The organism is Cupriavidus respiraculi (assembly GCF_914271545.1).
GTDB classification, from domain to species: domain Bacteria; phylum Pseudomonadota; class Gammaproteobacteria; order Burkholderiales; family Burkholderiaceae; genus Cupriavidus; species Cupriavidus respiraculi.
In genome coordinates this window covers 1,570,524-1,590,238 of the sequence record NZ_CAJZAH010000001.1, presented here as the reverse complement: position 1 = coordinate 1,590,238, position 19,715 = coordinate 1,570,524, and the positions used below count along the sequence as shown (strand labels likewise).

Genomic DNA, 19,715 nt, shown 5'->3' with positions numbered 1-19,715 from the left:
GCCCCGTCAGACGATCTCGCGCGTCTCCATGAACTGGAGATTGGGGAAGCGCTCCTGCGTAAGCCGCAGATTGACCATGCTCGGCGCCAGATAGACGTGGTCGCCCGCGCCGTCGAGCGCGACGTTGTGGCCGGCCTTCTCGATCAACTTCTCGATCTCGGCAGGATCGCCCTTGAGCCAGCGGGCGGTGGCGCACTCGTGCGACTCGAAGATGGCATCGACGCCGTACTCGTGCTCCAGCCGGTGCGCCACCACGTCGAACTGCAGGATCCCGACCGCGCCAAGCACGAGGTCGTTGGACGCGATCGGGCGGAACATCTGCGTCGCCCCCTCTTCGGCCAGTTGCTGCAGGCCCTTCTGCAATTGCTTGACCTTCAGCGGGTTGTTCAGCCGCGCGCGGCGGAAGAATTCCGGCGCGAATGACGGGATGCCGGTGAACTTGAGGGCCTCACCCTCGGTAAAGACGTCGCCCAGGCGGATGGTGCCGTGGTTGGGCACGCCGATGATGTCCCCGGCGTAAGCCTCCTCGGCGGTGTTGCGATCCTGCGCCATGAAGGTAATGGCGTTGTTGATGGCCACCGTCTTTCCCGCCGACACGTGCAGCAGCTTCATGCCCCGTTCGAAGCGGCCCGAGCACAGCCGCACGAAGGCGATGCGGTCGCGATGGCGGGGGTCCATGTTGGCCTGGATCTTGAACACGAAGCCGGTCAGCTTGGCTTCCTCCGGCTGCACCGGCCGGCTTTCGGTATTGCGCGGCTGCGGCGGCGGCGACAGGTCGCACAGCGCGTCGAGCAGCGACTGCACGCCGAAGTTGTTGATGGCCGAGCCGAAATACACCGGCGTCTGCTTGCCGGCAAGGAACGCTTCCTTGTCGAACGCATGCGAGGCGCCGCGCACCAGTTCGATCTCGATGCGCAGTTCCTCGGCCTGGCTGCCCAGCAGGCGGTCCAGTTCCGGGTTGTCCAGTCCGTCGACCATCGCCGAGGTGCCCTTCTCGCCGCGCGGGTCGAACAGCTGCACCCGGTCGTCGATCAGGTGGTACACGCCGCGGAACGACTTGCCCATGCCGATGGGCCACGTCATCGGCGCGCACTGGATCTTGAGCACGTCCTCGATTTCGTCGAGCAGCTCGATCGGCGAGCGCCCTTCGCGGTCCAGCTTGTTGATGAAGGTCAGGATGGGCGTATCGCGCAGCCGGCAGACGTTCAGCAGCTTGATGGTCTGCGCCTCCACGCCGTTGACCGAGTCGATCACCATGACGGCCGAGTCGACCGCGGTCAGCGTGCGGTAGGTGTCTTCGGAGAAGTCCTCGTGGCCCGGCGTATCGAGCAGGTTCACGATGTTCTCGCGGTACGGGAACTGCATCACCGACGAGGTGACCGAGATGCCGCGCTGCTTTTCCAGCTCCATCCAGTCTGAGGTGGCGTGGCGGTCGGCCTTGCGTGCCCGCACTTCGCCCGCTACCTGGATCGCGCCGCCGAACCACAGCAGCTTCTCGGTGAGCGTCGTCTTGCCCGCATCGGGGTGGGAAATGATGGCAAAGGTGCGACGACGCGCAATTTCGGAAACGAGCGGGCTCACGGCGGTGGAATTCGGCAGACAGCGGATGGATCGAACCCGGGCGCACGCGCTGGCGGGAGCCAGCGCCGGGCTGCGGGCGGCCGTGACGGTGGCGCGCCTCGCGGACGGACGCCACGGGGGAATGGGCGGCTATTCTACCGGTTCACGGCATCGGCGGCGCGCGCGGCGCCCGCCACCGTCGCCTGGCGATTGCGCAGGCTGCCGAACTGCACGGCGTACTGGTGCGTCAGCTCCGCCCCGAAGAAGAAGATCTGCGCCGAGTAGTACACCCACAGCATCAGCGCCACCACGGAGCCCGCGGCGCCATAGGACGATGCCACCGCGCTGTTACCCAGGTAGATGCCGATCAGCCGCTTGCCGACAGAAAAGAGCACCGCGGTGATGACCGCGCCCATCGCCACGTCGCGCCACGCCACCCGCGCATTGGGCAGCATCTTGAAGACCACCGCGAACAACAGCGTCACCACCGCCAGCGAAAAGGCGCTCGATACCGCATCGGCAACGGGGGCAAGCCACTCGTACGAGGTCCATAGCGAGCCCCAGAAGCGGGTGATCACCGCCAGCGCCGCATTGACGACCAGCGACACCAGCAGCATCAGGGCCAGCACCAGCACCAGGCTGAAGGACAGCAGGCGGGTGCGCAGCAGCGAGGCCCAGCCGCTGGCCTGCTCCTGCGGCATGCCCCAGATCTCGTCCAGGCTCGCCTTGAGTTCCGCGAACGCGGTGGTGGCGCCGACCACCAGGATGCCGGTGGCCACGATGGCGGCGAAACCGCTGCCGCCGGCGCGGTAGGTGGCCGCGAGAATCTGCTCGATGGCTGCGGCACCTTGGGAGCCAACCAGGCCGTCGAGCTGGGAGAAGATCTCGCCTCGCGCGGCGTCGGCGCCGAAGAACAGCCCCGCGATGGAGATGACCAGCACCAGGATCGGCGCCAGCGAAAACAGCATGTAGAAGGACAGGGCCGCGCCCTTGCTGGCGGCACGATGCGCGGACCAGGACTTGAAGGCGGCGCCCACCACGCGCACGGTACGGCTCAGGGTGTGGCGGTCCGGGAACAGGCGCCCGAGACGGCTGCGGGCGCCGGTGTCTCCCGGGGTGGAATGTTCGGGCCTCATGGGACGCTCCGTGCGGGTGGCGCGGCGCGCGTGGAATCGAGACGGGGGCGGCGGTTGCGACGGCTGTGGTGCCGGCCCATCCGCACGCCGTGGGCGGCTGGCAGGTGGATAGTCAATATGGCCTCGCAGGCGTGGGTTCCGTGGTCAGGATACCGCGCGGTCGCCCATAAGGCGAGTGAAGGCCAGTCCATCCCGGCGCGGCTAACTGCTACAGTACCTGGAGGCACGCCACGCGTTCGCGGCGAGATCGTCAACGTTTTCTGTCGGAGGCAACGTGACCATGACATCGATTGGACGCCTGCCGGTGGCCGCGCTGGCCACCGCCCTGTTACTGGCAAGCGCCGGCTGCGAGCGCAGCCAGCCCGGACCCAAGCCCATCTCCGGCGACAGCGTGCCGATGAGCGGCACCGGCAAGGAAGCGCCGCAGGCCACCGTCCCGGGCGACAAGAGCAAATAGGCCGCGCGGCACAGCGTCCAGCGCAGCGAGAGTGCACCGGAGCGTACCCGATTCTGCGTGCGGCTCGACGACCGTTGACCGCTCCCGGCTTCGCTCCTCCGTCCCTGCCGCTTCGCTCTACCACCCTGCTGTACCGTCCGGCCGCGCCACGCACCGTCGTTTGCGCGACACCGGGCGACGGTTGCATCGCGCCGGTAACATGCCTGCAACGTTGCGGGCGGCGCGGGCCCTCGGCCCATTCCCGCCTTCCGCTATTGGCTTGCATGGCCCGCCCGTCCGGGCACGCTCCCCACGCGAAGCCGGTACAACACGACAGAGGTTTCAGCACCGCAACAGAATGGTCGCGCAACCGTATCTGACGCATTCCTAAAGTTCCTCTCTTTTCGCGAAAGCCGCATGGGATAAGGGCTGGCGGCGACTGGCACGCTTTACGCTGCACCGGGCGCAGGGAGACCATAAAAATGACGCGACGAATTGCACAACGCGCGAGTGAGGTGAGCCATGCGTCGTCCGCCTGCGCGAATGACGGCACGACGGCGCCTGCATCGGCTGGCAGGTCCGGCGCCATCGGTTTCGCAGCTGTTGTCGCCACCCTTGCTGCCCTTCCCGCATTCGCGCAATCCAGCGATATCGTCATTCTGCGAAGCGTCGAGCCGCGCGTCGCCTATCGTGGCGTTCCGCCGGAGGACATGCCGGTAAGCGTGGCCGTGCAGCCGTTCCCCGCCGAACGGTTCGGACACAACGTCGATGCGGTGGTGAACAGCGTGACGGATGGCGATCTGGCCGGTGCCGTCAGCCGCCCGCGCCCCGCCCCACTCCAATCGCATCCCGCCCTGACCGCCGGCGCCGCACCGCCGGCCGCGCCGGCGCGGCACGAAGCACTGCCCGCGAGCCCCGCCAGTGCCGGCGCGGTGACCACCGGCGTGGCGTCGCATGTCACCCAGGCGACGGGCGCGATGACCGGTGCGCTGATGCGTTCGCTGGCCCCACTGGCGGCCGGTGCGGGAGCAACGCCGTGAGCGCCCGTCGCGACGGCCCGGCCGCCGCGCTGTCCCTCGGCCTGGCCATGGCGTGCTCGCCATGTCTCGGCCAATACGGCGAGATGGCGAGCGGCATCGGCGACTTCGCGCTGCAGGGTGTCGCCGGCCGCGCCGCCGTCAACGCGGCCGCGGGCAGCGGCAACGCCCAGAGCAACCAGGCCGCGCTGGCGCCATCGGGCACGGCGGCTGCCCGGGTCTCGCAGCACGCCGGTGCGGTCGCGCCCGCGCACGACGCGGCCAGCCATATCGGCCAGGGCGTCTTCACCGGCGCCAGCGGCCTGCTGGGCGCCAACCTCGCCAGCGGCAACGGCAACCTGCAAGCCAATGCGGTGGCGATCGCGCCCGGGGCCGTGGCCACGGTGGAACTGGCGTCCGACGGCCTGCTGGCCACCGCGGCGGCACACGGCGGCGCCAGCCAGTTGCCGGCCTCGCGGCCCGGCCGGCGCGAGGCCACGGTCGACCCGCGCGCCTATCGCGATGTGTCAGGCGTGGTCCAGCTCAATCAGGCGGCCGGCTCGGGCAACGCGTCGTTCAACGTATTCGTGCTGCGTCCCCCCGCCGGCACGGCGTTCTGAGAAGGAAGGAGACCTCCATGAAAGCGAAAATACTGGCCCTGGCGGCCATCGCCACCTTCTCCACCGGCACGCTGGCAACCAGCTTCGGTCACCTCAGCCGCATGGACGATGCCGAGATCTCGCAGCCGGGCGCGATCAGCAACGATATCTACGTCAAGGGCTTCGGGCTTGCCGCGGGGTGGATCGAGTTCCAGTCGCAGTCAGGCGCCACGGTCGAGAGCGACCAGCAGGCGCAGGACAACGCCATCGGCGCCGGCCTGAACAGCGCGATCGGCGGCAACGCGGCGCTGTTCGGCGCGCAGGGCAATATCGGCGTCAACCTCGCGGCCGGCGCGGGCAATGGGCAGACCAACCAGGCTGCGTTGGCCACCATCGACGCGCACGCGGTGTTCGCCTCCGCACAGGTGCTGTCGCGACAGGACACCACCGGCAACACCACCACCCTGGCCGGCATCTTCACCGGCAACCATGCGGCGATGGGCGACGCGATGCTGCAGGGCGCCACGGGCAACGTCGGCGTCAATATCGCGGCCGGCGCCGGCAATCTGCAGGGCAACGGGCTGGCGGCGTCGGTCAACACCGGTGGCACGGGCCGCGGTCCGGTCGGCGTCGCGGCCAGGGCCGCCGCCATCAGCGAACAGTCCACCTCGGGCAATGGCCTGCCCGATTGCGGCTGCGTGCCGGTCAACAACGCCGTGATGAACGGCTTCTCGCTGGCCGGCGCGCGCGGCAATATCGGCATCAATATCGGCGCGGGGGTAGGCAATGCGCAGAGCAATGGCCTGGCCATCTCCAACTCGGCACGCTGAGCGCCGCGCCCAGTGCGGACGCTGGCGCCATCGCCCGCGCCGCGGCGCGGCATGGGCCCGCTCGGGGGTGCCCGCATGAGCGCGAACGTGCATGCCGTGGCGGCGTGCCTCGCGGCCGCGCTTTGCGCCGCCACGGCCGGCCATGCGCAGACGGGCATGACGTTGAACCTGGACGGCCAGGCCATGCTCAGAAAGCCGGTGCGCAGCATGCTGGAGATGCGCTACCAGAACGTCATGCGCCAGCAACTCGATTTCAGCTGCGGCGCCGCGGCCGTCGGCACGCTGCTGCGCTATGGCTACGGCATCGCGCTGAGCGAACCGCGCATCGTGGAAGACATGCTACGCGTGGCGGACCCGGACATCGTGGCCCGCCATGGCTTCTCGATGCTCGACATGCGCAACTACGTCGAGACACTGGGCCTGCGCGGCAGGGGCTTTCGCGTCGACTACACCGCGCTGCGGCAACTGCGGATCCCGGTGATCGCGCTGCTCGATGTCAACGGCTATCTGCATTTCGTGGTGGTACGCAAGGCCATCGCCGGCCGCGTATTCGTCGCCGATCCGGCGCTGGGCAACCGCATCGTTCCCGAGGAGGAATTCGCGGCCAACTGGAACGGCCTGGTATTCGCCATCGTCGGGCGTCCCTTCGATCCGGCCTCGCCCCTGCTCGACATCGCCACCCCGGCGCTGCGCGATCGCTCGAACGCCGCGGTCGCGGCCGGCATGGTGCCCGCCGCGCTGGACTTCGGCCTCCAGCGAATGGACTTGTTCTGACATGGACCTCCGGATCCGCATGGCATGCGTGGCCTGTCTTGCCATCGCCCAGGCCTGGACGTTGGGCTGGGCCCGCGCCGACACGCGGGTCGATGACGATGTGCTCCCGGTGCATGCCGAACTGGTGCCCGACGAGGAACTGGCGCTTGCCCGCGGGAAGTTTCTCGGCGCCAGCCTCGTCAGCGGCTTCATGGTGGAAATGATGTCGCGCTGGCAGAACGACAGGGCCATTGCCACGGCGGCGGCCAGCGTGAGCGCCGCGGGGCTCGCGGTGGACCGCGCGATGGCGCAGGTCTCCGCGAATCTTTCCGCTCGCGTGGAGGCGCTGGGAAATGCGCCGGTGACCGGCAACGGCGGCGCTGCGAGCTCGCAGATGCGTGTCGACGGCGTGGGCCAGGTCGCGCAGATCGCGGGCGATGGCAATACCGCCGGCAATGCCGGCACGATCGCGGCGACCACGGCGCCACCACCCGCCGTCGTTGCACACAGTCCCGCGCCGCAGGTCGCGCAAGGCAATGGCATGACCGCCAGCGCCGGCATCGGGCCCGCCGGCGGGGTCGAGCTGGCGATCGAATCGCCGGCCGGCCAGGCCATCCAGCGCGCGCAGGCCGGCGGACTGATACAGGTCGCGCGCATCACCGGCGATGCGCAGCACGTATTGAACCAGACCAGTATCACGTTGCACGTTCAGCAGTTGAGCATCCGGCAACTGAGTCAGGGCGGCATGCGCGACGCCCTGAGCGCAATCGCCAGCATGCGGCGCTGAGAGGAGAGACAAGGAAAAGGCGCCGCCGCGGCGCCCGTCGCGCATCGCCAGGGCGGCGTGCCCGCTCGCGCCATTCGAATCCCGGGGGGGACGATGAAGACCGAGTTAGCGCTGGCCGGTGCCCTCGCGGGCGCCCTGGCCGGGACCGGGGCGCACGCCCAGGTACCGCCACAGGACGCGAGGGTCGAGCAACTGATCGAGCTGGTCGAACGGCAGGACCGCACCATCAAGGCACTCGAGAAGCGCGTGACCGAGCTGGAAAGCCTCGGCGCGCGCGGTCGCGGGGTCGTCGTGGGAACGGGGAGCGGTGTCGGAGCCGGCGGCGCGGACAAGGGCGCCGCCGGCCTGCCGGCAATAGCGCAGCCGGATCGGATGGCACAGGTCCAGCCGCAGGACCGGACCGGAGACAATGCGGCGAGCCGTCCGCCGCCGGCGGTCGGCACCGACGCGCGCGATACCCAGCGGCAGGCGCGCGTGCAGAGCACCGATCTGGTGTACCAGGCCGAGCACGCGCCGCTGTTCGAGCGCCGCTTCACGCTGGATATGGGGCTGATCTACAGCTACTACGATCGGCGCGCGTTGTCGCTGTCGGGGTTTCTGGCGCTCGATGCCATCTTCCTGGGCACCATCAATCTGGACCAGACCAAGTCCCACACCCTCACATACGACGTGATCGGACGCTATGGTCTGACCGACCGGCTTTCGATGGATGTGGACCTGCCGCTCATCTACCGCAATACCAATTTCATCTCCGGCGGGGCGGGTGGCTCCGCATCGGCGCTGTCGGACGCCAGCCTGCGCACCACGGCGCTGGGAGACATCAGCATGGGGCTCTACTACCAGCTGGTGCGCGAGTCCGCTTCCACCCCGGACGTGGTTGGCAGCGTGCGCGTGCGCGCGCCCACGGGACGCAAGCCGTTCGGCATCAAACTGATCGCCGCCGACCCGCACAACGACAACCTGAATATCGCCGAGCAGTTGCCCACCGGCAACGGCGTGTGGGCCGTCACGGCGGGGCTGTCGGTGCTCAAGACCTACGACCCGGTCGTGCTGTTCGCCAACGCGAGCTACACCTACAACATCAAGCGCTCGGTGGACGATATTTCCTCGGTGCAGGGACAGGTCACGCCCGCGGACGTGAAGCTGGGCGACACCATCGGCGTAGGGGGCGGACTGGCGCTCGCGCTGAATGACCGCACCTCGATGTCCCTCGCTTTCAACGCCGCGTTCTCCGGCAGCACCGAGGTCACCTCGGGCGGGGCCACGCAGACCGTGGTGGGCAGCCGTACCAATGTCGCCACCATGACCTTCGGCTTCAACCACGTGTTGGGCAAGGGCCTGTCGATCAGCACGTCGGTCGGCATCGGCCTCACCCCGGACGCGCCGAACTACACCGTGGCGCTGCGTTTTCCCTATACGTTCTGACGCACGTGGCGCGCCGGCCCCCCCACCTATTCGATCTGGCTGGAGTGGCTCTCCACGCGAATATTGTGCTTGTGCATCAGCCGGTAGAGCGTCACGCGGGACACGTTCAGCTCGCGCGCGGCGGGCACGACATGGAAGCCATGGCTGGCCATGACCGTGCGGATCGCCTCGCGCTCCGCCTCCTCGCGAATCGCGTCGAGCGTCTTGCGCGGGGTATCGCTGCCGCCGGCCAACTGCAGATCCTCTGCGGTGAGCTTGCGGTTGTCGGTCATCACGATGGCGCGCCGGACCCGGTTGATCAGCTCGCGCACGTTGCCCGGCCAACCGTATTGCATCATCGCCTGCGTGGCGCAGGGCGAGAAGCCACGGATGCGCCGGTGCGCCTCGTGCCCGTGGTTGGCGAGCACGGCATTGGCCAGCAGCAGGATGTCCTCGCCACGCTCGCGCAGTGGCGGGATGGTGAGCGTGAGCACGCACAGGCGGTGGAACAGGTCCGCGCGGAAGCGCCCTTCCGCCTGCGCCGCGATCAGGTCGACGTGCGTCGCGGAGATGATGCGCAGGTCCAGCGGTATCGACTGGTGGCCGCCCAGCCGCGTGATCATGCCCTGTTGCAGGAAACGCAGCAGGGCCACCTGGCTCTCGAGCGGCAGGTCGCCGATCTCGTCCAGGAACAGCGTGCCGCCCTGGGCCTGCTCGATCCAGCCGATCTTGCGCTGGTTGGCGCCGGTGAAGGCACCCTTCTCGTAGCCGAACAGCTCGGACTGCACCAGGTGCGAGGGAATGGCGCCGCAATTGATGGCGACGAACGGCCCCTTGCGCCGGTTCGATGCCTCGTGGATGGCCTGCGCGGCCAGCTCCTTGCCGGTGCCCGATTCCCCCGAGATAAACACCGGCGCATCGTTGTGCGCCACCTTGGTCAGCGAGCGGAACATGGCGCGCATCGCGGCGCATTCGCCGATCATGGGGCCGTGGTTCGCCATCTCGTGGGCACGCGCGCTATGCAGGCTTGCCATGCCATGCGCGTGCTTGAGCGTGTAGAGCAGTTCGCTGTCGGTGTAGGGCGTGCGCACGTAATCGACGCAGTAGTCGCGGATCAGCCGGCGGATTCGCTCGTCCTCGAGCTTCTCGGCGGTCGTGATGGCGACCCACATGACGTGCAGGTATTGCAGGCTCTGTTCCAGGTGCGCCAGATCGGCGTCCGTGTAGTCGGACTCCAGATCGATCACACCGGCCATCGGCGGGCTGTTGCGCAGCACGCGCGCGAGCTCGCGCACCTGCTGGACGTGACGTACATCCCATCCGCCACCGATCCGGGCGGCATCGATGCCGTAGTTTGGCTGGCGCGACACCACGACGACCTGCGCGGCTCGTGGCGCCGCTTTGCACAGGCGATCCATAACGTTCTCCCCAACGTTGGGCATCTCGACGTGCCGTTGCGCAGGCGCTGCCGTACCAGGGGTCGGCGGCTGACTGCGCGGCGGCGTGACGGGCCGCGGGTCAAGACCCGTGCGCGGCGCCGGCATTACGGTCGATTGGAGGAACGCGATGGGCGACCGAGCACCGCGCAGCGGTCGCCGCCTGAATGCAGTTGCTCCCGGATGGTCCGGCGCATGCGCTCCTTCTCGCGCATGCGGTCCTCGCTCGGTGCATCGACGGACTGGCCGGAGTACTGGTAGTAGAGCGCCTTGTACGTGAGCTGACTCAGAATCCATTCCTGCAGCAGCGTGCGCAGCCTGGCCACTTCTCCTTCCAGGCAGTGGTGGCTGTGCAGCAGGCGCGCCAGCACGCGGTGCGCATCGGGCGGCAGGGCGGCTTCGTGCTCCAGCAAGGCTGCCGCGGCGGTTGCGATGGTGTCATTGCGGCCCTGCGGGCTGGACGTGTCGCTCGCGGCTTCTCCCAGAGCCGGCCACGCACGATGGATGGAAAGGTTGGCGGATTCGCTGATCGGCCCGATGGCGGGCCGGCGGATTTCTTCCACAGACATGAGTCATCCCCGTTGCACAACATCCCCGGCACTACTGTTCGCTACTACCACTCGTCGTTCAGTTTTTTTATGGCGCACGTGGGTTCGCACGCTCTATTCGTGGTGGCGAAAGCCGTCTGTCTAACGGTCTGGTCGATTGCGCCCCGTTTCGCGGACGGCTTCGATCTAGTGATGTGGCGCCATTGGCGCAGCTCCGGAAACGCCGGAGTCAAGAAGGGGCGCTTCGAAGCGCCCCTCAGATGCCACGCCTCTAGTTCAGTGCATTTGGACACTTTTGTCCAGCCCCCGATGCGAGGATTGCAACCAATCTCATCCTTATGTAGGAACCCGCAAAGCCAGGCACTACGCCGCCCTTGGTAAATAAACGCTTACCTCGCTTCCGCCTCGGCGCCCCGTCGGCGGGCGCGCAGAAACGGGTACGCAGGTCCGGCTTTCGCAGTCCCGCCCGACGCAGAAACGGGTACGCCCGCGGGGGGACCGGACGCAACGAAAAAGGGCGGCCGTAGCCGCCCCTTTTCACGTGGTCGCTTGCCAGAGCCTGGTCAATGCCCGGGCAGATAGTAGAACTTGAAGATAAAGACCGCCGCGATGATCCAGACCATGATGGGCACATCCTTGGCGCGGCCGGTCAGCAGCTTCAGTCCCGCATAGGTGATGAAGCCAAAGGCGACGCCGTTGGCGACCGAATAGGTGAAGGGCATGCCGAGCGCGGTCATCACGGCCGGGACCACCTCGGTCACGTCGTTCCAGTCGATCTCGACCAGTTCCCGCAGCATCAGGCAGGAGACGTAGAGCAGCGCGGGGGCGGTGGCATAGGCGGGCACCGTGCCGGCCAGCGGTGCGATGAAGAGGCAGGCGAGGAACAGCACGGCGACCGTCACGGCGGTCAGGCCCGTGCGGCCGCCTGCCTGCACGCCGGATGCGCTTTCGATATATGCCGTGGTGGAAGACGTACCGAGGAAGGAGCCCGCCATGATCGCGGTGCTGTCCGCCATCAGCGCCTTGTTCAGGCGATCCATCTTGCCGGCCTTGAGCAGGCCCGCCCGGTTGGCGACGCCCATCAGCGTACCGGTCGCATCGAACAGCTCGACCAGGAAGAACACCAGTACGACGTTGAGAATGCCCACGGACAGCGCCGCGGAGATGTCCAGCTTGAACAACGTGGGATCGATCGAGGGCGGCGCCGAGACGATGCCGTGGAACGTATTGCCGCCCACCGCGAAGCTCAGGATGGTCGTGAGCAAGATGCCGATCAGGATCGCGCCCTTCACCTTCAGCCGGTCCAGCGCGACCGTGGCGAGGAAGCCGATGATGGCCAGTACGGCAGGGGTCTGGTGCAGGTCGCCGAGCGTCACGAGCGTCGCGGGGCTGGCCACCACGATGCCGGCGTTCTTCAACGCCACGATGGCCAGGAACAGGCCGATGCCGGCGGTAATGGCCACGCGAATCGAATGCGGGATGCCGTTGACGATCATCTCGCGCACGCGAAACAGCGTTACCAGCAGAAACAGGCAGCCGGAAATAAAGACCGCGCCAAGCGCGGCCTCCCACGGCAAGCCCATTCCCTTGACCACGGTGTAGGCGAAATACGCATTGAGGCCCATGCCCGGCGCCATCGCGATCGGATAGTTCGCGTACAGGCCCATCACGAGCGTGCCAAGCGCCGCGGCCACGCAGGTGGCGACGAAGACCGCGTCCTTCGGCATGCCGGCATCGCCAAGGATCGTCGGATTGACGAAGATGATGTAGGCCATCGTCAGGAACGTCGTCACGCCAGCGAGCAGTTCGGTGCGAACGTCGGTCCGATGCTCCTTCAGTTTGAATATTCGCTCGAGCATGGTTTGCCTGGCCGGCATGGTCGCGGCCGTGTTCACGTCAACACGGGCATCGTATTCGGAAGTGGGGTCCGGTACCGACATCGTTGTCTCCTGTATCGTCTTTTATCGCGAACGCGCATGGCGTCGTCGTGCCTCAGGCTCGCAGGTCGAGGCGGGCAAGCGTAATGTCTTACAGATTTGTTAACGCCTGCGGCGATACGGGCAAATACACTTCATGCAAAAGCAATGATGATCCCCTTGGCACCGAACGGGCCCCAGCACTCGACCGGACCGCGCTCACTTGACGTTGGCTCCGAATACCCGTATAAAGCCCGCTAGATTCAAGCGACGAGGCAACAGCACATTCGTTAGCCACCGTCATGGTACTTCGGTTGTCCATGGTGTCCTTTCCTTGAGTTGCTTTGTTCGGGGGCGCGTGCGCTTTCCGTTTCTTTATATTTTTTTAGGAAATGCAATACTATGCAAACCGGTATCGTTAAGTGGTTCAATGACGCAAAGGGTTTTGGCTTCATCAAGCCGGACGCAGGTGGTGACGATCTGTTCGCTCACTTCTCGGAAATCCGCTCGGATGGCTTCAAGTCGCTGCAAGAAAACCAGCGCGTGTCGTTCGAAGTGAAGAACGGCCCGAAGGGTCTGCAAGCAGCGAACATCACCCCGCTGTAAGCTTCCCGGCCTCCCGACCTCGTGTCGGGCTCGGTAAAAGCCCCGCCCTTCGGCGGGGTTTTGCTTTTTGGGCGGCAAATTCCACGGTTGCCCAACGTGACCCCATGCAACGCCCCGTGCACCTTTCCGATACGGCTCGCTCGTATGCGCAGAAACGGGTACGCGCTGCCGGCTGCGATATCCGCGTTTCGCAGCGCGCGCAGAAACGGGTACGGTCGCGCTGAAGGCGCGGCCCGACGGCAAATCATCTCCGCAGAAACGGGTACGCTTTCCCTCCTTTGACCGGCTTCAGCCCCGTTGGCATGCCCGCAGAATCGGGTACGCATCACGCCCTCGCCACCCTGCCTTCCTCGTCCAGAGCGGGTTCGCTTCCTGATCCGACCGTCGATTTCACAACTTTTCCATGTCCGATGCGCCTGAGCGCAGAAACGGGTACGCCCGCGGCGCTGCCCGGAAGGATCTCACCAGGCGCAGAAACGGGTACGGAAAGGGGTGCCCTCGACGCTGATTTCCGTAGCCCGTCGCTGCGGCGATATGCGACCCGCCTGCGCAGAAATGGGTACGGCTTGTCCCGCGTCGCCGCCTTTCGCAGCGACGCAGAATTGGGTACGGGTAGGGGCGCCCGCCTTCCTTGGGCTCCGATTCCGACTTTCCACCCGCTCTCTCGCTGGCGCAGAAACGGGTACGGAGTGTGGCGCAGCAGGATGCAGCTGGAACCAGGTATGCGAGCGCTCGCCATCGCTGCAGTGTTTGTAAACGCTGTTCAGTGTTGCACGAGCGGGCATCACCTTCGCACTGCAGCCCGCAGAAGTAGGTACGCTTCGCTCGGCGCGGGCATCGAGCCCGCACGCAGAATCGGGTACGCACCCCTGTTCCCCGGAGGGGTGGTAGCCGACTCGCAGAATCGGGTACGCGCAGAAATGGGTACGGTCACGCCGCGTCCGCACGGGGCACCGACGCCATCGCAGAATCGGGTACGCTAGCGACGCGGAATCGGCGCAGAAACGGGTACGCAATGCCCGGGTGCTTCGCTCCCCTATGGCGTCCGTACCCAAATCTGCGCGTGATGGGCGTCCAGAAGGATGGCGCCGGATCCGCTTTCGGAGAATTAGCCGAGCGTGCGCGCAGAAACGGGTACGGCTTCATTGCCCGGCACTGTGGATAAGGCTGTGGAAGGGCAGAGTTGTCCCCGCAGAATCCGGTTCGCCCCCCGCGCTGAAACGGGTTCGAGGTTGCGCAGAATTGGGTTCAGCGTCGCGCAGAATCGAGTACGGTCCGCCGCAGATTCGGGTTCGCGAAGGCGCTGTTTACCCTTTCGGTTCAAGGGCTTGGCGGCGCCGTATACGGTTTACAAGTAGTTAACCGTAAAGGTACGTATTACTTGTAGCTGATGACAGCGCGAACGTGGACAACCCTGAACGGGTTGCCCACCCTCGCCCTGCATGCGACCAGCAATCGAGAGACAGACCACGACCAACCCAGGGCGGAAAAAGCGAACGTACCTGTTTCTGCGTGACAAGGCTGGTGGCATCAAGTACAAAGTCGGGTAATTCGAAGCTAGCCCATATGCCTATCAAACGCACCCCGGCCACGCAGGGAAGCCGCAATGTCATCAGCATCGACAGCGAGCCCTCGCGCATCATCGTTCCTGGCAACGACGTGCCGCTGGTACCGTCCGAGAAATTCCAGCGTCTGTTCGACGAAGCCCAGGCCATGGAGCGCGAGGACGCGTGGCAAAGTGGCGAAGTCGGCTTCCTGAGCCGTGCCAGCGTCCAGGTAACGCTGCCGTATCGCGCTCCGAAGGGCGCGCCGCCGGTGTGGACACGCACCAGCGGCAATATTTCGCTGATGATCCAGCCAGGCTACTTCACGCAGCAACGCTCGGAGCGTGCCAGCAATGGGCGCCAGAAACTGGTGTCCGAGACAGTCTCGCTGGGGTATCCGTACGGTTCCTATCCGCGGCTGATGCTCGCCTGGATCGGCAAGGAGATCATGGCGAAGAAAAAGCGGGGCGAGTTCACCGGAACGGTGGAGGACCGGCGCATCTCGCTGGGCAACTCGCTGTCCGAGTTCATGTACAACCTCGGCATTCCGATGGCGACCGGAGGCAAGCGCGGGACCATGACGCTGGTGCGCCAGCAGATGATCCGCCTGTTTTCGGCGACGATTGCCATCGTGCAGAACAAGTCCACGCCAAGCCAGAATCCGAATCCAAACCATAACGAGCCGCTGTCGATCGACCGCGTGGGTTACCTGCTCGCCGATCAGCTGTCTACGTGGTGGGACCCAATGCAACCCGGCCAGGGCTCGATGTTCGAGAGCTTCGTGGTGCTGTCCGAGCCGTTCTTCAACGAGCTGGTGAACCGGCCCGTGCCCGTGGATATGCGGGCGTTGAAGGCGCTCAAGCAGTCGCCGTTCGCGCTGGACGTCTATTCCTGGCTGACCTACCGGTTCTTCACCATCCAGCGGCGCACGGAGATCCCCTGGGAGGCCTTGCAGATGCAGTTCGGTACGGAAACGGAAAGCGAGCGCAAGTTCCGCGCGTTGTTCCGAAAGGCCCTGAAAGATGTGCTGGTCGTGTATCCGGATGCCAAGGTCGATGCGGATTCGTCTAAGGCCCTGATCCTGCAGCCTTCGCGTACCAGCGTGCGCAAGCTAGCCTGATACGCGGCTGGGGTACAGGAGGCGTTTGCCGGCGACTCCCAAAGAAAAAGGCAAGCCAGTGACGGCTTGCCTTTTTCTTTGGCCGAGAACCACCGATGGTGGTTCTCAGCACGGATGACGCATTGGGTTAGGCAGGCTTGATCGCCGAGGCCTGCAGACCCTTCGGACCTTGCTTGACTTCGAACGTCACGCGCTGACCGTCCTTCAGTGTCTTAAAACCCGAACCCTGGATTTCGGAGAAGTGGGCGAACAGATCCGCGCCTCCATCGTCCGGGGTGATGAAGCCAAATCCCTTGGTCTCGTTGAACCATTTGACCGTACCGGTTGCCATGTGAGTTTCCTTTCGAAGCAAGTTCTTTGTACACGACGCAAACAACCGTTCAAGCACGTTGAGTTCTCGTAGATACCGAACGGAAGCCGACGAGGTTGACACGACTTGACTCGACTGTAGTGGGCATCATATCCAGTTTGCTCATTCGTGTCATGTGCGGCGTACATCGCACTTCATAACTTTAGGACGTTTTGCAGGCGCATTTCAAGGCGGCTTTCCAGCGGCTTTGTGTGGCAAGACGCATAGCAACATATTTCTTGAATTCTAGAAAACGGTTGATGCCGGGGTGGGGATTGTCTAAAGTCTCCCCTGAAACGAACCCGCGCTTTCAGCGCTGAAAGAGAGACGTCACGTGCCTGCACGAATCATTACGGTCTTCAACCAAAAGGGTGGCTGTGGCAAGACCACGGTCAGCATGCACTTGGCCGGCACGTTGGGGCTGCGTGGGGCGCGCGCCATGCTCGTCGACATGGACGAACAGGGAACGGCCACGAGATGGGCGGCCCAGGCGAGCGACGAGCGGCCCTTCCCGGCGTCGGTCATCGGTCTCGCGCCCTCTGGCGGGGCGATGCACCGCGAAGTCCGTAAATTCGTCCAGGACTACGATTACATCGTGGTGGATTGCCCTCCAGCGGTCCACTCGGCTGCGCCCTCCAGCGCCCTGCTCATTTCCGATCTGGCCATCATTCCGGTGGTCCCGTCGCCTCCCGATCTATGGGCGGCTGTCGCCGCCAAGACGCTGGCCCACCATGCCCAGGTGCAGAACGAAACGCTGAAAGTTCGCGTGATGGCCAATATGGTCCAGCGCCGTGTCTCCATCGCTCGACAGGCGATCGAGATCCTGGGCGACGATGGCGACTTCCCGTTGATGTCTTCGATGGTCGGCTCCCGGTCGGCCTTTCGAGAGTGCCAGGCCATCGGGTGCACCGTGCACGGGGTGCCTGGCGCGCGCGAGGCCGTGCAGGAAGTCGACATCATGGTCGATGAAGTCCTGTCTCTAATCGAGTAATTTTTATGGCCACGAAGCTAAATAACCTCCGGGCTGGCATGCTTGCCGGCATGGCCGCCGAAAAGACCCGGAACGCGACCCTGGACCGCTTTGCCCGCGCCGAGGCGGCGATCGCCCAGCATCCGAACGGCCTGTTGAAGGCCAAGGGCGCAGAGGCACCGGAGTCTTTCAGCGCTGAAAGCGGCGAGGCGGCCGCAGAGGGCCGGGTCCTGAAGAAGATCCCGCTGGCCCAACTGCACGACAATCCGCTCAATGCGCGGCGGATCTATGACCCGGCTACGGTGCAGGAGCGCGCCGCCTCCATCGCCACGCACGGCCAGAAAACGCCAGGTCTGGCGGCGCCAGATCCCTCGCGTCCGGGGCACTACATTCTCATCGACGGTCACTACCGAAAGCGGGCGCTGGCGTCCGCCGGCAAGACCGAGATGGAATGCTTTATCGAGAGCGACCTGAGCGATCTCGATTTTTACCGGCTGTCCTTCCTGCTGAACGAGCAGCGCTCCGACCAGTCGGCGTTGGACAATGCCATCGCCTGGCGTCAGCTGCTGGATGAGGGCAAGGTACAGAAGGAAGAGGAAATCTGCGAGCTGACCGGAATGTCGGCCGGCACGGTCAACAAGACGCTGGCCCTGCTCAAGCTGCCGGAGTCGGTGCTCAACGCCATGCGCGAGCGCCCGAGCGCCATCGGCATCGCGACGGGCTACGAGTTGACGCTGTACTACAAGCTGGCCGGCGAAGATCGTACGCGGGAGCTCGCGCTACGTGTCATGAACGATGGTCTGTCCAGCCGCGAGGTCGAGGCGATCCGCAAGCAGGCGCAGGAAGGCAAGTCGCGCAAGGTCAAGGAGATCAGCCGGCAGTACAAGATCCGGACAAGCGACGGCGAGCTGCTTGGCACCATCAAGGAATGGGATTCCGGACGGGTGGTGCTGGACGTGCAGCTTGGCGAGCGCGACGCACGCGAGGCGCTGGTCGAGGCGCTGAAGGCGCGCTTTGGACTGGACAAGACGCTGATCTGACGTACCCGACTGAGCCTCGGCGGGCCCGCAGGGAGTCAGGCAGAGCGCACGTGGCGGGACCGCGAGGGCAGATCAGGCGCGCGCAAGCGTGCCCGGGGTGAAGCGGAAATCTTTGAATCCACTGTGTTCAGGATCTTCGACGAATTCCCGCCAGGCTGCCCGGACCAATTGGTCCAGCCCGCTCAGGGAATAGCCGGAATTGGCGCACAAGGCCATCTTGGCCTGAGCGCGCCGGGTCGGGGGCATATCGACCGGGCCGACCAACGGGCCCGTGGCCGGATCGGCCGGCAACGCCCGGTCCGCCCAGTGGGCACGCAGGGCAGCCAGGACCGGCTCGCCGACGGTCAACGACATCCGTGCCGCCGACTTCGCGCGAACCGACAGCGTCCATCGGTCACCGTGCCGCGCCAGATCCTCATGGCGAGCGTGGGCGACCTCGCCCAGCCGCATGCCGCAGTCGGCAAGCAGATGAACCACGGCATTCGCGGCGCGCCAGCGCGGGCCGTGATCGACGCGGGCAAGCCACCGGCGGAAATGCGCGATGCTTCCGGCCCCGCTGGCAACCACCTCGGATCCGGTCTCTGCCGGGCGAACGTCCACGGTGATGTCCGCACACGGGTCCGCGGCGAGGATGCCGTCCTTGACCAGACTCTTGCACAACGCCCGGACCACCCGCAGCGCGGCCGCCCGCGAAGCGGCACCAAGGCCCCCTTCGAAGGGGCGCCAATGCGCCCGGTCGCGCGGGCTGGCCGGTCCGCACCAGAATGCCGCGGGCTGCGGGTCCGCCAGAAAGGCGACGTAGTCGCGCACATCGTCGCGTCCCAGCGTCCGCAGCGATCGTCCGCGCTGTGCGGCCCAAAGCAGCAAGCGCTCGCATTCGCGACGGTAGCTTATCCAGGTGTTGCTGCCGGCCGGCTTTCTGGCGAGCCACGCTCGCACCAGTTCCAGATCCCGTCCTAGGCCCAAGCCGTCCGTGCCGGCGGGACCCGCGATCATGCGCTCCAGCGGCACCGGCGCACGCAAGCCGGCAGCGAGCGCTGTTCGGCCCGGGGCGGAGGCCCCGACAGGTGAGACGGCCATCACGATGTGTGGCTCCAGCGCCTCTGCGCCTCCGGGACCGCGGAGTGCGTGGCGATGCCCAACCAGCCACTGCACGATCACGCCCGCAGACTTGGCCCCGAGCCGCGGTATCCGCCGCCACCACGCCGCGCCGCGCCGGTTGACCAGCGTCACGAGATCGCCCAGGGTCGCGATGCCGCCCCCCGTGAGGCGGCGTGACAAGCTGGGGCCGAACCACAGCGAGACGGCATGGGACAGCAGCGGCTTGCCCGGCTCCAGTCGTTCCAGCGACGACAGGGCGTCGACCCGGCGATCCATCGCGACGTTGGAGCGCCCCTTCAGCGAGTCGAACATCGCCGCGATATCCGGGCGATCGTTCTGCAGCGCGAACTGCACCAGGCGGTCGCGAAGCTTCAGGATGCGCTGCACCGCCTGATGCTCCGTGAGGTCGTCTTCCTCGTCGGGATCGAGCAGATAGCGGTTGGCGATGTCCACCGCGCGCATGCCCTGCGCATAGGCCCGCACGACGGCGAACTCGGTCCGCGTCAGCTTGCCGGCCGCGACGGCGTCATCGCGCTCGAAGGAGGCAGCCATATGCTAAGTGAT

At 66.0% G+C, this 19,715-nt stretch carries 18 protein-coding genes; 11 read left to right on the top strand and 7 right to left on the bottom strand.

Translation table 11 applies throughout. From position 1 onward, the window contains the following. Positions 1-6: 6 nt before the first annotated feature. Positions 7-1,581 carry a peptide chain release factor 3 gene (locus LDO27_RS07090; RefSeq protein ID WP_224040597.1) on the bottom strand — a complete coding sequence of 525 codons (1,575 nt, stop codon included), beginning with the start codon at positions 1,579-1,581 and terminating at the stop codon, positions 7-9. 134 nt (positions 1,582-1,715) lie between these two features. Continuing rightward, entirely contained in the window at positions 1,716-2,696 is a 981-nt protein-coding gene (locus LDO27_RS07085; RefSeq protein WP_224040595.1) for a YihY/virulence factor BrkB family protein, read from the bottom strand. Positions 2,697-2,976: 280 nt separating this feature from the next. Between LDO27_RS07085 and LDO27_RS07080 the strand changes: the two genes are divergently transcribed. The 7 genes from LDO27_RS07080 to LDO27_RS07050 all read left to right on the top strand — a co-directional run bounded on the left by LDO27_RS07080 (position 2,977) and on the right by LDO27_RS07050 (position 8,542). Continuing rightward, entirely contained in the window at positions 2,977-3,153 is a 177-nt protein-coding gene (locus LDO27_RS07080) for a hypothetical protein (protein WP_222209050.1), read from the top strand. Between the two features lie 461 nt (positions 3,154-3,614). Continuing rightward, the gene (locus tag LDO27_RS07075; RefSeq protein ID WP_224040594.1) at positions 3,615-4,172 is read left to right on the top strand and encodes a hypothetical protein; all 558 of its coding nucleotides are present in this window, start codon (positions 3,615-3,617) and stop codon (positions 4,170-4,172) included. Then, the gene (locus tag LDO27_RS07070) at positions 4,169-4,768 is read left to right on the top strand and encodes a hypothetical protein (RefSeq protein ID WP_222209054.1); all 600 of its coding nucleotides are present in this window, start codon (positions 4,169-4,171) and stop codon (positions 4,766-4,768) included. The genes LDO27_RS07075 and LDO27_RS07070 overlap by 4 nt, the downstream gene beginning before the upstream one ends. 17 nt (positions 4,769-4,785) lie before the next feature. Next, positions 4,786-5,577, top strand: coding sequence for a hypothetical protein (locus tag LDO27_RS07065; protein WP_224040592.1), 792 nt, complete (start codon positions 4,786-4,788; stop codon positions 5,575-5,577). Positions 5,578-5,652: 75 nt separating this feature from the next. Further along, positions 5,653-6,351 carry a C39 family peptidase gene (locus LDO27_RS07060; RefSeq protein WP_222209059.1) on the top strand — a complete coding sequence of 233 codons (699 nt, stop codon included), beginning with the start codon at positions 5,653-5,655 and terminating at the stop codon, positions 6,349-6,351. Position 6,352: 1 nt separating this feature from the next. Continuing rightward, positions 6,353-7,117: a hypothetical protein gene (locus tag LDO27_RS07055; RefSeq protein ID WP_224040590.1), complete on the top strand. Its 765-nt coding sequence runs from the start codon at positions 6,353-6,355 to the stop codon at positions 7,115-7,117. A gap of 93 nt (positions 7,118-7,210) precedes the next feature. Next, the gene (locus LDO27_RS07050; protein ID WP_224040588.1) at positions 7,211-8,542 is read left to right on the top strand and encodes a transporter; all 1,332 of its coding nucleotides are present in this window, start codon (positions 7,211-7,213) and stop codon (positions 8,540-8,542) included. Between the two features lie 26 nt (positions 8,543-8,568). Here LDO27_RS07050 and LDO27_RS07045 read toward each other — a convergent pair whose 3' ends face one another. The 3 genes from LDO27_RS07045 to LDO27_RS07035 form a co-directional block, all read right to left on the bottom strand. After that, positions 8,569-9,939 (bottom strand): sigma-54 dependent transcriptional regulator, encoded by a 1,371-nt coding sequence (locus LDO27_RS07045; RefSeq protein WP_222209065.1) that lies wholly within the window; start codon positions 9,937-9,939, stop codon positions 8,569-8,571. 125 nt (positions 9,940-10,064) lie between these two features. Next, positions 10,065-10,526 carry a hypothetical protein gene (locus tag LDO27_RS07040; protein ID WP_224040586.1) on the bottom strand — a complete coding sequence of 154 codons (462 nt, stop codon included), beginning with the start codon at positions 10,524-10,526 and terminating at the stop codon, positions 10,065-10,067. Positions 10,527-11,068: 542 nt separating this feature from the next. Then, positions 11,069-12,364 (bottom strand): NCS2 family permease, encoded by a 1,296-nt coding sequence (locus LDO27_RS07035; protein WP_377747311.1) that lies wholly within the window; start codon positions 12,362-12,364, stop codon positions 11,069-11,071. A 459-nt stretch (positions 12,365-12,823) separates the two neighbouring features. On the opposite strand from LDO27_RS07035, the gene LDO27_RS07030 reads away from it, so the two are divergent. Then, positions 12,824-13,027 (top strand): cold-shock protein, encoded by a 204-nt coding sequence (locus tag LDO27_RS07030; RefSeq protein ID WP_006159057.1) that lies wholly within the window; start codon positions 12,824-12,826, stop codon positions 13,025-13,027. A 1,566-nt stretch (positions 13,028-14,593) separates the two neighbouring features. Then, positions 14,594-15,691, top strand: coding sequence for a replication protein RepA (locus LDO27_RS07025; protein WP_222209069.1), 1,098 nt, complete (start codon positions 14,594-14,596; stop codon positions 15,689-15,691). Between the two features lie 127 nt (positions 15,692-15,818). On the opposite strand, the gene LDO27_RS07020 is transcribed toward LDO27_RS07025, so the two are convergent. Next, positions 15,819-16,022: a cold-shock protein gene (locus LDO27_RS07020; RefSeq protein WP_006159056.1), complete on the bottom strand. Its 204-nt coding sequence runs from the start codon at positions 16,020-16,022 to the stop codon at positions 15,819-15,821. A 352-nt stretch (positions 16,023-16,374) separates the two neighbouring features. Here LDO27_RS07020 and LDO27_RS07015 point away from each other — a divergent pair, with 352 nt between their 5' ends. Together LDO27_RS07015 and LDO27_RS07010 are read left to right on the top strand one after the other, a co-directional pair. Beyond that, positions 16,375-17,031, top strand: coding sequence for a ParA family protein (locus LDO27_RS07015; RefSeq protein WP_222209071.1), 657 nt, complete (start codon positions 16,375-16,377; stop codon positions 17,029-17,031). A gap of 5 nt (positions 17,032-17,036) precedes the next feature. Then, entirely contained in the window at positions 17,037-18,050 is a 1,014-nt protein-coding gene (locus tag LDO27_RS07010) for a ParB/RepB/Spo0J family partition protein (protein ID WP_222209073.1), read from the top strand. 72 nt (positions 18,051-18,122) lie between these two features. Here LDO27_RS07010 and LDO27_RS07005 read toward each other — a convergent pair whose 3' ends face one another. Then, a complete protein-coding gene (locus LDO27_RS07005; protein WP_224040584.1) occupies positions 18,123-19,703 on the bottom strand; it encodes a site-specific integrase in 1,581 nt (526 codons plus the stop codon). Positions 19,704-19,715: the final 12 nt, after the last annotated feature.

Coding starts and splice junctions, on each gene's coding strand:
- LDO27_RS07045 (WP_222209065.1), bottom strand. CDS start 9,939: ATGGATCGCCTGTGCAAAGCGGCGCCACGAGCCGCGCAGGTCGTCGTG.
- LDO27_RS07050 (WP_224040588.1), top strand. CDS start 7,211: ATGAAGACCGAGTTAGCGCTGGCCGGTGCCCTCGCGGGCGCCCTGGCC.
- LDO27_RS07065 (WP_224040592.1), top strand. CDS start 4,786: ATGAAAGCGAAAATACTGGCCCTGGCGGCCATCGCCACCTTCTCCACC.
- LDO27_RS07075 (WP_224040594.1), top strand. CDS start 3,615: ATGACGCGACGAATTGCACAACGCGCGAGTGAGGTGAGCCATGCGTCG.
- LDO27_RS07020 (WP_006159056.1), bottom strand. CDS start 16,022: ATGGCAACCGGTACGGTCAAATGGTTCAACGAGACCAAGGGATTTGGC.
- LDO27_RS07040 (WP_224040586.1), bottom strand. CDS start 10,526: ATGTCTGTGGAAGAAATCCGCCGGCCCGCCATCGGGCCGATCAGCGAA.
- LDO27_RS07060 (WP_222209059.1), top strand. CDS start 5,653: ATGAGCGCGAACGTGCATGCCGTGGCGGCGTGCCTCGCGGCCGCGCTT.
- LDO27_RS07085 (WP_224040595.1), bottom strand. CDS start 2,696: ATGAGGCCCGAACATTCCACCCCGGGAGACACCGGCGCCCGCAGCCGT.
- LDO27_RS07080 (WP_222209050.1), top strand. CDS start 2,977: ATGACATCGATTGGACGCCTGCCGGTGGCCGCGCTGGCCACCGCCCTG.
- LDO27_RS07055 (WP_224040590.1), top strand. CDS start 6,353: ATGGACCTCCGGATCCGCATGGCATGCGTGGCCTGTCTTGCCATCGCC.
- LDO27_RS07030 (WP_006159057.1), top strand. CDS start 12,824: ATGCAAACCGGTATCGTTAAGTGGTTCAATGACGCAAAGGGTTTTGGC.
- LDO27_RS07025 (WP_222209069.1), top strand. CDS start 14,594: ATGCCTATCAAACGCACCCCGGCCACGCAGGGAAGCCGCAATGTCATC.
- LDO27_RS07005 (WP_224040584.1), bottom strand. CDS start 19,703: ATGGCTGCCTCCTTCGAGCGCGATGACGCCGTCGCGGCCGGCAAGCTG.
- LDO27_RS07010 (WP_222209073.1), top strand. CDS start 17,037: ATGGCCACGAAGCTAAATAACCTCCGGGCTGGCATGCTTGCCGGCATG.
- LDO27_RS07035 (WP_377747311.1), bottom strand. CDS start 12,364: ATGCTCGAGCGAATATTCAAACTGAAGGAGCATCGGACCGACGTTCGC.